This is a genomic window from Psychromonas arctica DSM 14288 (assembly GCF_000482725.1).
GTDB classification, from domain to species: Bacteria; Pseudomonadota; Gammaproteobacteria; order Enterobacterales; family Psychromonadaceae; genus Psychromonas; species Psychromonas arctica.
Genome location: NZ_KI519481.1, coordinates 114994 through 127191, shown reverse-complemented (window position 1 = coordinate 127191; position 12198 = coordinate 114994). Strand labels below are relative to the sequence as shown.

The window sequence follows — 12198 nt, the reverse complement described above, 5'->3', positions numbered from 1 at the left end:
TAAATAAACTACCTTTTGCGTCTCTAACTATAAATGAAAGCATTTAAAAATTGACGTTAATTAGGTACATGAATTGAAGTTAAATATTTCACTTCTTCCATCACCACATAAGTTTTTGAATTTTTTATATCGGGTAATAATAGTAAAGTTTCTGTCAGAACTTTACGATACGCTGACATATCAGCGACACGGGTTTTTAATAAATAATCAAAATCGCCGGACACCAAATGGCATTCCAAAATAGAGTCAAGCTGTGTTGCGGCTTTATTAAAGCGTTCAAAAACATCTGGGCTAGATCGTTTTAATGTCAGCTCAATATAAACAAGCAATGATGAATCTAAATACTGCGGATCTAACAATGCTGTATAAGACTTGATAACACCTTGTTTTTCTAATCTTTTCACTCTTTCTAAACAAGGTGTTGCACTTAGTCCTACTTTTTGAGAAAGCTCCACATTAGAGATCCGGCCATTTTTCTGTAATTCTCGTAATATATTACGATCAACTCTATCTAGTGACATCAACCACACCTTTGTTATTAAATAGTTTTATTATCTTATTAAGAATACTTTAAAAGGATTATATTCATATATACACGTTACCATTCAAGATGCGAAGTTCAGCAAGTTGTGAGGTGAGTCGTTAGCGAGAAAAGCCATTCTACGTTGCAGCATTCGATAAGAACTAGCAATTTAAGGTGTAAAAGCTTGTTTTTACGCCTACCGATAGAGAATTAACTAAGTTAATTGCTCGAAAGGTCATCATGTCGCGCCTTGCCTTGCTGTCCGCTCTAACGACTAAATAAAGCATCTCGATTGGTAACGGGTGTAACTAATGAATAAACAAAAAATTACAGTGAATATAACTTTTTTCAATTGTTTATACTATTTCTATCAAATATTTATTTGTAACCGCCTAATAATCAACTTCATTAACATTGAAAGGAAAAAATTATGCATATCGGTGTACCTAAAGAAATTAAAAATCATGAATATCGCGTTGGTATGGTACCAGCAAGTGTGCGTGAGTTAGTACAAAATGGCCATGCTGTGACTGTTGAAAAAGGTGCAGGAAATGGAATTGGCTTCACTGACCAAGATTATATTGCAGCAGGAGCAAGCATTGAAGAGCAAGCGAGTACTATTTTTGCCAACGCAGAGATGATTGTTAAGGTGAAAAAACCTCAAGCCAGTGAGCGTGCGATGTTACGTGAAGGCCAGATTCTATTCACGTATTTACACCTAGCACCTGACCTGCCACAGACTCAGGAGTTAATTGATTCAAAAGCAGTGTGTATCGCCTATGAAACAGTCACTGATACAAAAGGTGGTTTACCCCTCTTAGCGCCGATGTCAGAAGTAGCAGGACGTATGGCGATTCAAGCTGGCGCACAATCATTAGAAAAATCAAATCAAGGTAGTGGTATGTTGTTAGGTGGAGTACCAGGCGTTGCGCCCGCGAAAGTAGTGATTATTGGTGGTGGCATGGTGGGTAATAATGCAGCTCAGATGGCAGTCGGTTTAGGTGCAGATGTGACTATTTTAGATCGTAATATTAATACATTACGTAACCTAGATATTCAATTTGGCAGCAGAGTTAAAGTGCTTTATTCAACAACAGATATACTGGAAGCTGAAGTATTAGCGGCGGACCTTGTGATTGGAGCGGTATTAATTCCAGGGGCTGCTGCACCTAAATTAGTAACACGGGAGCACATTGCTAACATGAAACCTGGCTCTGCGATTGTAGATGTTGCGATTGACCAAGGCGGTTGTTTCGAAACATCGCATGCCACCACTCATCAAGATCCTACTTTCATTGTTGACGAAGTGGTTCACTACTGTGTTGCAAACATGCCGGGTGCAGTTGCCCGTACTTCGACCTTTGCACTCAACAATGCAACATTACCTTATATCATCAAACTCGCCAACCTAGGTTATAAAGCCGCATTACAAAAAGATAAAGGCTTGCTAGAAGGATTAAATGTGATTGATGGAAAAATAACCTGTGAAAGTGTCGCAGTCGCACACAACCTTGCTTATGTTACTGCAGCATCAGCCCTTGCAAGTTGAACTATTGAACTATTGAACTATTGAACTATTGAACTATGTTATGTAGCTGAGCTGTTGATGTAAGGAAAGTATTTAACATTTATCACTTAAGAACCTCTTTGCTATATATAAGCATCGAGGTTTTTAAGTATTGGGGTTGATAACCGTGGGATAGATAAAAACCCCTTGTAAATAATGCTCAGTTTATAGCCGCCATTATCACAATAACCTTGCAGTCTTCCAGTTACAAATGTAAGGGAAATCACCGTTATCTCCATAAATAACCTTTTACTTATTGTAAGCTAAGGTTATTTATAACCGCAGTCTCGTAAACGTTTATAAACGGTATTTCGACTGACCCCTAATTCTAATGCTGTTTTAGATATGTTACAGCTTAAAGACTGATATAAGTTAACAATATTCACATCATCCGCATCAAGTTTAATAGTGTTTTCAGACTCTTCTATGCTTGGATTTTTTTCTGGCATCAACGCCGTTACATTATCATTGAGTTGATCTTCCATATCGGCAAAAAAATCATCGGGTAAATATTGTAAATCAATCGCTTCATCCTCTGACATAGCTTGTGCAATTTGAATCACACTCACTAGTTGTCTGATGTTACCTGGCCAAGGATGTTGGCAGAATCGTTGCATTGTACGCTCAGTGATCAGTGCTTGTTTTTTGTTTTCAGCATAATAATTTAATAAAAACTGGATCAGTGCACGACGGTCAGTACGATCACGTAATGCCGGTAATTCAATATTTAATCCACTCACTCGATAATACAAATCTTGTCGGAAGGTACCCGCTTTTACGGCTTCTTTTAAGTTACAGTTAGTTGCAGAAACCAATTTAAAATCAACAGGGTAAGATTCAGTACTCCCTAATGGATTGACTCTTCTTTCTTGTAAAACTCTTAATAGACGCGCTTGAACATTGAGCGGCATATCACCGATTTCATCCAAGAATAAAGTGCCTTTATCCGCCTTACGTATCAGCCCAATATAACCTTTACTGTTTGATCCAGTAAACGCGCCCTTTTCATACCCAAATAATTCTGACTCCACTAAGTCCTGTGGAATAGAAGCACAATTTACCGTGATCATATTATGTTTATGGCGTTGGCTAGAATAATGTAACGCTTTCACAAACACTTCTTTACCTACTCCCGTTTCACCACGAATTAAAATAGGGATATCTTTATCAACAATTTTTTTACTTTGTAAAATAGCCTTGGCTAACGTCGGGTCACCTAAATTAAGCTCATCCAACGTAAACTTATGCTGTTCTGAAACATGTAATTTTTGATGGTCTGGCGCTAAACTCCTAAAGTCTAAAATACGTGGTGCTGTTTGCTGAGGTTTATGTAAAACCCCATGCATTCGATAATTATTCTTAGTCATCAATGGTACTTGAAAATCTTCTGGTTGATTTAATAATTGGCTGATATTGACTTCAAAAATATCCGTAATATTCACCAATTTTAAATCACTACAAAGTACCAGTTCAGCACGACGATTTGCCGAAATGATCAGACCTGTTTCATCGAATACGATCAACGCGGACCATTGACTATCAATGTTTTCAGAACTTGTATTTATGCGCAAAATATAATGATTATTTTTAAAGTGCGATATGATCAACTGATTTTCTATCGCTTGTGACATTATTTTCACCATACCTAAGGTATGCCATTCTGGTAAATAAGTATCACTTGAAATATCAATGACCCCAAGCATTTGTCTATCTACACCATAAATAGGTGCTGCTGAGCCTGTCATAAATCGATTCGCAATTAAAAAGTGTTCATCATGATTAATTTGTACAATACTACCTGTCTCTATCGCAGTACCAATTGCATTGGTGCCTAACGACAACTCTTGCCAATTAGCTCCCGGCGTAAATAACGCTTTATGCTGTGGTTTAAAACGTTGCTCGCCCCAGCTTTTTATCACACAGCCTTGACCATCAGCTAGCATCACTTGGCTATTACTATTCGCCAGCAAATTTTCGTAAAACGGCAATACTTCATAGTGCGTGGTTTCAAGTAGTTGATGGTGCTGTTCAAGTGAAGAAGACAATTCACCTCGGTCTAAGTGTTCGATGTCTGGGCTTGAATGATGTGACAGACCTGACTCACGGCAACGTTGCCACGAGTTTGAAATGAGTTCTTCATGTTCAATAAATTCAGGTGCTGTTCGAGTCATGATATTCCCTTTTGAATGAAACTAAATGGTATACCCGTATAGAAGAAAAAATATAGGCGATGAAATTTTCAGGAAGCACAGTATGATTAGAATCTTTTAACAAAGACAGATTATCGATCACAAAAATATAACAAATAAGGGAGTAAAACTAAGTTCTGCGATGGCTGACGTTATTCTATCAATGCGTAATTTTTTTATTTAATGCTCATAAAAACAGATAAAAAATAAATTAATAACAATAAAAACAAACACATAAATTATTTTATTTTATAACGTAATGCTTCTCAGCATCATTGATTACCTTTTATCAATGATGCGACAAGTTTGACCATTAAACACAATATTGAGATTAAACGACTCAGATCACTCATTTCCGTTAACAACTTGTTCACATAGTTAACAACTCGCTCATTTTATTAAAAATTGAACACTTTCACCGCACCCCCACAAAACAAAATAAAATAATTAATATCAACAACTTATCGACAATTTTTTTTTGGCATGGATTTCGCTATACACACTGATATGTTAATCAAATAGTGAAATTTAACGGTACCTTGTTTTATTTCGTTGTAACTAAATGGAGATTATCGCGCTATGTCCCTGACATTGGAAAATGTGACACAGATTGTAGATGGCCAGTATTACATTAATAAAGCCAACCTGACCTTTGAGCCAGGTTCCTTTAATGTATTACTAGGACGCACTTTATCTGGTAAAACAAGCTTAATGCGTTTGATGGCGGGGTTAGAAAAACCGACATCTGGTCGCGTTCTCATGCACGGTATTGATATGACGGGTGTATCAGTGCAAAAACGAAATATCTCGATGGTTTATCAACAATTCATTAATTACCCGAATATGAGTGTATACGACAATATTGCATCCCCATTACGCTTAGCCAAAGCATCAGAAAAAACTATCAAAGAGAAAGTAATGGAAATAGCTGAAATGCTACGTATCACCCCCTTCTTATCACGTTTGCCATTAGAGCTTTCAGGTGGACAACAGCAAAGAACGGCGATGGCGCGTGCTTTAATCAAAGATGCAGATCTTATTTTATTTGATGAGCCCTTAGTAAATTTAGATTATAAATTGCGTGAAGAATTACGTATTGAAATGCGTGAATTATTTGCTCAACGAAACACTATTGCGGTGTATGCAACCACGGAACCTAATGAAGCATTAGCGTTAGGCGGCACCACTACGATTTTGCACGAAGGTCAGATTATTCAAACAGGGCCAACAGCAGAAACTTATCATTCACCTTGTAACGTGATTGCGGCGACTTTATTCAACGAACCCCCTATCAATATGATCAAAGGACATATTACTGAAAATGAAGTGACCTTTGATAATACTATTCATTTCCCATTAACCTCTGAGTTGAATACTTTATCAGCAGGTGAATATCAATTTGGTATACGTCCAAGTCATTTAAGCTTACTGCCAAAAAATGATGATGACTTAGAAATTTCAGTACAGGTGGAAGTGGCAGAGATCAGTGGTTCAGAAACCTTTTTACATGTTCGAAATGCACACTTCCAAATGGTATTGCATTTATCCGGCGTTCATAGCTATCACGTAGATGAAAAAATAAAAATCTACGTCCCTACCCACAAACTGAATGTGTTTGAAAAGGATGGAAAATTAATCCAAGCATCTAGTCGCAGAATAGAGGATCACTTCCATGGCTGAAATTCATTTGAAATCATTAGCGCATAGCTATGATACCACCGCCAATCCCCCTGAATATGCTATTCGACAGATGGATCATATTTGGCATGACGGCGGTGCCTTTGCGTTATTAGGTCCATCAGGTTGTGGTAAATCGACATTATTAAATATCATTTCAGGTTTGTTAAAACCCTCCGAAGGCGATGTTTTATTTGATGGGGTGCGTGTCAATGATATCCCACCACAGGATCGTAATATCGCGCAGGTTTTCCAGTTCCCCGTCGTCTATGACACCATGAGTGTATTTGATAATTTAGCGTTTCCACTAAGAAACATGGGTGCAGGAGTGGCCAAAATAAACTCTAAAGTCACAGAGATAGCAGCGATTCTTGAACTGACAGACGTGCTAAATAAAAAAGCAGCGAACCTTACCGCAGATGAGAAACAAAAGGTATCCATGGGACGAGGTTTAGTGCGAGACGATGTTTCAGCTATCTTATTTGATGAACCGTTAACGGTTATCGATCCACAATTAAAGTGGAAATTGAGACGTAAATTAAAACAAATCCATGAAAGGTTCAAAACGACCATGGTTTACGTTACCCATGACCAATTAGAAGCATCAACCTTTGCCGATAAAATTGCACTCATGTACGGCGGTCAAGTAGTTCAATTCGGTACCCCACGTGAATTATTTGAACAACCTAATCATACCTTTGTAGGTTACTTCATCGGCAGTCCCGGCATGAACTTTCTTGAAGTAAAACGTTGTAAAGAAGGCGTTTGTTTTGGTGATATCGCCTTCCCACTCAGTGCTGCTGAGAAAAAAGCACTACAGCACTCTACCTCAAATAACCTCAAGCTAGGTATTAGGCCCGAGTTTGTACATGTTTGGGACAAACCCAATTCACAAGCACAACAAGCAAACGTTGAGTTTGTTGAGGATTTGGGAACTTATAAAATTGTTAGTTTAACACTTGGTGGTGTTTCCATTAAAGCGCGCTTACAAGAGGATCAAAAAATACCTCATCAAAGTGCTTATATTAGTTTTCCAGAACAATGGTTAATGCTGTATATCGACGAATTTCTTGTTGAAAAGGAGAATGACGATGAATAAACCCCATTCCAATAAAGCCTGGTTCCTCGTATTACCAGTATTTATATTGGTAGCTTTCAGCGCCATTGTGCCTTTAATGACGGTAGTGAATTATTCGTTACAGGATATTTTCGATGTCAGCACTCGCTATTTTGTTGGCACTGAGTGGTATCGAGAAATACTTAATGACTCACGTCTACAAGACTCATTAGTAAGACAGTTTATATTCTCAGGTTCTGTGTTACTGATTGAGATTCCGTTAGGTATTGGTGTCGCGTTGATGATGCCTAAGTCAGGCAAGTGGTCAGTGATCAGTTTATTGGTACTTGCCCTTCCCTTGTTAGTTCCATTGAATGTAGTGGGTACTATTTGGCAAATATTCGGACGTGCAGATATTGGGTTGTTTGGCTGGGCTTTAAATGCGATTGGCATTGATTACAACTATGCAGCAAACCCTATTGATGCTTGGTTAACCGTCTTATTAATGGATGTTTGGCATTGGACATCACTGGTCGCACTGTTGTCTTTTTCTGGATTACGTGCAATTCCCGATGCTTATTATCAAGCAGCGAGTATTGATAGAGCATCCGCATGGGCTGTGTTTAGGTATATCCAGCTACCCAAACTCAAAAGTGTATTGCTGATAGGCGTGTTATTACGCTTTATGGATAGCTTTATGATTTACACCGAACCTTTTGTATTAACCGGTGGCGGTCCAGGTAATTCAACAACCTTCTTAAGCCAAGCGCTCACCAAAATGGCAGTAGGACAATTTGATATTGGCCCAGCGGGTGCATTCTCTATCATTTACTTCTTGATCATATTGTTAGTGAGTTGGTTGTTCTACACCGCCATGACTCATAGCGACAACAAATAATCAGCATAAGGATGGATTTATGAATAAGAAAAAAACAATTGGCCTTAGCGTGTATATTTTGTTTCTGTTATTGCCGCTTTATTGGCTGTTAATGATGTCATTTAAAAGCAACCAAGAGATATTAGGCACCCTAACTTTTTGGCCAAATGATTTCACGTTTGCTAACTATATGACCATTTTTACTGATGCTAGCTGGTATATGGGGTATATCAACTCCATTTATTACGTATCGTTGAATATGGTGATCACGCTATTGGTCGCGTTACCTGCAGCTTATGCTTTCTCACGTTTTCGCTTTATTGGTGATAAACACCTGTTCTTTTGGTTATTAACGAATCGAATGTCACCACCAGCAGTATTTTTATTACCATTCTTCCAGCTTTATTCATCGGTGGGTTTATTTGATACCCATATCGGGGTTGCTCTAGCGCATTGTTTATTTAACGTGCCACTCGCGGTATGGATCTTAGAGGGTTTCATGTCTGGCGTACCACGTGAAATTGACGAAACCGCGTATATCGATGGTTACAGTTTTCCAAAGTTTTTTACCAAAATATTTATCCCGTTAATTAGTTCAGGTATCGGTGTAACAGCTTTCTTCTGCTTCATGTTTAGTTGGGTGGAATTATTGCTAGCCAGAACACTTACGTCAGTCAGCGCGAAACCAATTGCGGCGGTAATGACCAGAACGGTTAGTGCATCGGGTATTGATTGGGGAGTACTCGCCGCAGCTGGGGTGCTCACTATTTTACCGGGTGTATTAGTTATTTGGTTTGTTAGAAATCACGTGGCGAAGGGCTTTGCTCTTGGCCGTGTATAGGAGAACGATATGAGTTGGATGGCTTGGACAACACCGTCAGCATTATTCTTTATTGGGATTGCATGCATCCTGATTGGGATGACTTATTGGGAAATCGTTAGCCCTTGTGTCGCAAGGAAAGGATTTTTCCCAATGGAAACAACACGTGGCGACAGACTGTTTATCAGTTTATTAAGCGCTGCATTTATTCATTTAGGGTTTATCGGGTTCACAGAATTCACTATCTGGTTGCCCTTTACAGTAGCCATTATTTGGTTGCTCATTGTGATGAAATGGGGGTGACATGGCAAGGAGAGTACCTTAGGCCTTACGAAAAGGATGTTTTATGGCACTGTTAGGTGCCTCATTAAATAGACGATAAGCACTTTAATTAATAAAAGGACTCAGAGAATGTTTGATAACAAGAAATCAGTATTTAAACTTGGCCGCTTAAGCGTTGCTATCATGATAGCAGGATGCAGTAGCTTGGCATTAGCAGATCAATACAGCGATTCTGCAAGCAATTGGATCAGCTCAGAATTTACGCCATCAACATTAACTAACAAGCAACAAATAGATGAGATGAGCTGGTTTACTGAAGCAGCAAAACCTTTCCGTGGTATGGAAATTAATGTTGCTTCAGAAACCCTAACCACACATGAGTATGAATCTAAAAAGCTAGCACAAGCGTTTTATGAAATTACTGGTATCAAAGTAAACCATGATTTAATTCAAGAAGGCGATGTCGTAGAAAAGCTACAGACCCAGATGCAATCAGGGCGTAATATCTACGATGCTTATGTTAATGATTCAGACCTAATTGGTACGCATTTCCGCTATGGTAAAGTTGTTCCTATTAGTGACTTTATGAAAGGTGAAGGCAAAGCAGTTACATCACCAACGTTGGATATAGATGATTTTATTGGCTTAAGCTTTACCTCCGGTCCCGATGGAAAAATCTACCAATTACCGACTCAACAGTTTGCTAACCTATATTGGTTCCGTGCCGATTGGTTTGAACGTCCAGATCTTAAGAAAAGATTTAAAAGTGAATACGGTTACGAGTTAGGTGTACCATTAAACTGGTCAGCTTATGAAGATATTGCTGAATTCTTCTCTGAAAAAGTGAAAGAAATTGACGGCAAACGGATCTATGGACACATGGACTACGGTAAAAAAGATCCTTCTTTAGGCTGGCGTTTCACCGATTCATGGTTATCAATGGCTGGCGCCGGCGATAAAGGATTACCAAATGGTATTCCTGTTGATGAATGGGGTATTCGTGTAGAGGGATGTAATCCTGTTGGGTCAAGCGTTTCACGTGGTGGTGCAACCAATGGCCCAGCGGCCGTTTACGCAACCACAAAATACGTAGAATGGTTGAAAAAATATGCGCCACCAGAAGCTGCAGGTATGACGTTCGGCGAGTCAGGCCCTGTTCCTGCACAAGGTAGTATTGCACAACAGATATTCTGGTACACCGCCTTTACTGCTGACATGGTTAAACCAGGTTTACCTGTAGTGAATGAAGATGGTACACCTAAATGGCGTATGGCCCCTTCTCCGCGTGGTCCTTACTGGGAAGAAGGTATGAAGCTAGGTTATCAAGATGCGGGTGCTTGGACATTCTTAAATTCAACACCGGTTGATAGACGTAAAGCTGCATGGTTATATGCACAATTTGTAACGTCTAAAACCGTCTCGCTGAAGAAAACATTAGTGGGCTTAACGCCAATCCGTGAGTCAGATATTAACTCACAAGCAATGACAGATGCAGCGCCAAAACTAGGTGGTTTAGTTGAGTTCTATCGTAGCCAAGCACGTTTACAGTGGACACCAACAGGGACTAACGTGCCAGACTACCCTAAACTTGCACAGCTATGGTGGCAATATGTTGCTGAAGCAGCAAGCGGTGAAAAAACGGCACAAGAAGCTATGGACGGTTTAGCTAAAGCGCAAGATAAAGTGATGGCACGTTTAGAGCGAAGTAAAGCACAAGGTGAATGTGGCCCGGTTTTAAATCCTGAAAAAGATGCGTCTTACTGGTTGGATCAACCTGGCTCACCTAAAGCTAAATTACCGAATGAGAAACCACCAGGTAAAACCATTGCTTATAAAGATTTGATCGCAGGTTAAATCAAAAGGCAGCAAATGCTAACGCTAGTATCGGGTAATTTAAGTTAATCTAATTTAAGCTAGATAGCCCAATAAAAGCATCGCATTACAACATAAACCGCTCCTAGAGAGCGGTTTTTTGTGCCTCGCTTTAGCTACTTCGATGCTAGTTTTCAACCTAAAATTAGTCAGCTAGAATTTTTCAATCGCATAGTTAATTTTAACTAGGTATTTTATCTTGTAAACATTGAAAGCAATACACAGATGAAGCTGATAAAACTGATAAAGAGCACAACATTAGTGCAAAAAATCCTCTCCACGCACTCTTATTGCTCATAAATATTGTATACCTCCTAAGTAATTTTGATGCTTTACTCGGTTTAAATAATCTAATGGTGTGGCATTAACAAGCTTTTTAAACTCTCTTAAAAAATGTGATTGGTCGCTAAAACCTAAGTCACAAGCTAAGTCAGAAAAAGTGACTTTTTCTCGGTGATTAAGTCCATAAACAGCAGACTGACAACGAACAATGCGACAGAAAGCTTTGGGAGACATGCCCATATCAGCTCCAAACTGTCGCTGTAAAGTACGCGCACTGTAGCCTGTTTTCTCTTCTAGCTCATTAATGCGAACCGCCCCTTCACTGTCATAAATATTACGTAAGACTTGTGCCGTTAACATTGACGGTTTTCGTTCATTTTGTCTTTCAATAAATTGTCCAAAAAACGCTACTTGTTGAGAGAAATCGGTACTGTTAACAATTTCATTAAATAATTGATTTGCTTGAGGAACAACATCTAACAGATCGTAATGACGCCCTATTAATTCAGCGGCAGATAAATCTAAAAAATCTGGCATCACACCAGATACAAATCGCGCGCCAAAGTATCGATGATCTTTATTTAATTCAATGGTTATTGCTTCCAACGGAGTCCCAAATACAGCTGCATTTGGGGTACTGCCATTACAATCAAAGAGTATATCGACACAACCATCTGGGATCGCAAAAGTCTGCTCTACGGATGCTTTCGGTTGAAAACTATAGAAATGAGAAATCGATTTGTGATTAGACCCAGATACCGAAAATTTCTCTGCTGCATTCATCACTAACCAAGGTTGTTTAGAGCGAATTCGAGCGAGATGACTAACAAGTGAATTAGTTGACATGTATAAATTCCATTTATTAAAAATGCCTAAGATATCTCTCCTATCTGCAAACCTAATGCCAATTAAATTCACTCCTAGTAACAACAGAACGATTATTAACCCCATAAAAAACCCGTGTCGTAAAAGTTCAATACGCACAAATTTTAGAGGTCTAGGATAAAAATCACCTGCTGCTCATCAAGCGTTAATCCACTGATAAAGATATG

General features: G+C 38.9%; 10 protein-coding genes. 7 read left to right on the top strand and 3 right to left on the bottom strand.

The annotated features are described in order from the left end of the window. Positions 1-56: 56 nt before the first annotated feature. Positions 57-521, bottom strand: coding sequence for a leucine-responsive transcriptional regulator Lrp (gene lrp / locus H592_RS0117445; RefSeq protein ID WP_028869901.1), 465 nt, complete (start codon positions 519-521; stop codon positions 57-59). A 432-nt stretch (positions 522-953) separates the two neighbouring features. Here lrp and ald point away from each other — a divergent pair, with 432 nt between their 5' ends. Next, positions 954-2072, top strand: coding sequence for an alanine dehydrogenase (gene ald / locus H592_RS0117440; RefSeq protein ID WP_028869900.1), 1119 nt, complete (start codon positions 954-956; stop codon positions 2070-2072). A gap of 287 nt (positions 2073-2359) precedes the next feature. On the opposite strand, the gene H592_RS0117435 is transcribed toward ald, so the two are convergent. Continuing rightward, positions 2360-4261 (bottom strand): sigma-54-dependent Fis family transcriptional regulator, encoded by a 1902-nt coding sequence (locus H592_RS0117435; RefSeq protein WP_028869899.1) that lies wholly within the window; start codon positions 4259-4261, stop codon positions 2360-2362. 597 nt (positions 4262-4858) lie between these two features. Here H592_RS0117435 and H592_RS0117430 point away from each other — a divergent pair. From H592_RS0117430 to H592_RS0117405, 6 genes are all read left to right on the top strand, one after another. After that, positions 4859-5959, top strand: a complete 1101-nt coding sequence (locus H592_RS0117430; RefSeq protein ID WP_028869898.1) for an ABC transporter ATP-binding protein — start codon at positions 4859-4861, stop codon at positions 5957-5959. After that, positions 5952-7055 (top strand): ABC transporter ATP-binding protein, encoded by a 1104-nt coding sequence (locus tag H592_RS0117425; protein WP_028869897.1) that lies wholly within the window; start codon positions 5952-5954, stop codon positions 7053-7055. The genes H592_RS0117430 and H592_RS0117425 overlap by 8 nt, the downstream gene beginning before the upstream one ends. Beyond that, positions 7048-7911, top strand: coding sequence for a carbohydrate ABC transporter permease (locus tag H592_RS0117420; protein WP_028869896.1), 864 nt, complete (start codon positions 7048-7050; stop codon positions 7909-7911). The genes H592_RS0117425 and H592_RS0117420 overlap by 8 nt, the downstream gene beginning before the upstream one ends. A gap of 19 nt (positions 7912-7930) precedes the next feature. Next, positions 7931-8731, top strand: a complete 801-nt coding sequence (locus H592_RS0117415) for a carbohydrate ABC transporter permease (protein WP_028869895.1) — start codon at positions 7931-7933, stop codon at positions 8729-8731. A gap of 9 nt (positions 8732-8740) precedes the next feature. Beyond that, positions 8741-9013 (top strand): DUF2160 domain-containing protein, encoded by a 273-nt coding sequence (locus H592_RS0117410; RefSeq protein ID WP_028869894.1) that lies wholly within the window; start codon positions 8741-8743, stop codon positions 9011-9013. A 108-nt stretch (positions 9014-9121) separates the two neighbouring features. After that, complete coding sequence (locus H592_RS0117405) at positions 9122-10846, top strand: ABC transporter substrate-binding protein (RefSeq protein ID WP_028869893.1); 1725 nt, start codon at positions 9122-9124, stop codon at positions 10844-10846. 312 nt (positions 10847-11158) lie between these two features. Here the strand turns inward: H592_RS0117405 and H592_RS0117400 are convergent, their stop codons facing one another. Beyond that, on the bottom strand, positions 11159-11992 hold the full coding sequence (locus H592_RS0117400; RefSeq protein WP_028869892.1) for a helix-turn-helix domain-containing protein: 834 nt from the start codon (positions 11990-11992) through the stop codon (positions 11159-11161). Positions 11993-12198 lie beyond the last annotated feature (206 nt).

Coding starts and splice junctions, on each gene's coding strand:
- ald (WP_028869900.1), top strand. CDS start 954: ATGCATATCGGTGTACCTAAAGAAATTAAAAATCATGAATATCGCGTT.
- H592_RS0117410 (WP_028869894.1), top strand. CDS start 8,741: ATGAGTTGGATGGCTTGGACAACACCGTCAGCATTATTCTTTATTGGG.
- H592_RS0117415 (WP_028869895.1), top strand. CDS start 7,931: ATGAATAAGAAAAAAACAATTGGCCTTAGCGTGTATATTTTGTTTCTG.
- H592_RS0117405 (WP_028869893.1), top strand. CDS start 9,122: ATGTTTGATAACAAGAAATCAGTATTTAAACTTGGCCGCTTAAGCGTT.
- H592_RS0117435 (WP_028869899.1), bottom strand. CDS start 4,261: ATGACTCGAACAGCACCTGAATTTATTGAACATGAAGAACTCATTTCA.
- H592_RS0117400 (WP_028869892.1), bottom strand. CDS start 11,992: ATGTCAACTAATTCACTTGTTAGTCATCTCGCTCGAATTCGCTCTAAA.
- H592_RS0117425 (WP_028869897.1), top strand. CDS start 5,952: ATGGCTGAAATTCATTTGAAATCATTAGCGCATAGCTATGATACCACC.
- lrp (WP_028869901.1), bottom strand. CDS start 521: ATGTCACTAGATAGAGTTGATCGTAATATATTACGAGAATTACAGAAA.
- H592_RS0117420 (WP_028869896.1), top strand. CDS start 7,048: ATGAATAAACCCCATTCCAATAAAGCCTGGTTCCTCGTATTACCAGTA.
- H592_RS0117430 (WP_028869898.1), top strand. CDS start 4,859: ATGTCCCTGACATTGGAAAATGTGACACAGATTGTAGATGGCCAGTAT.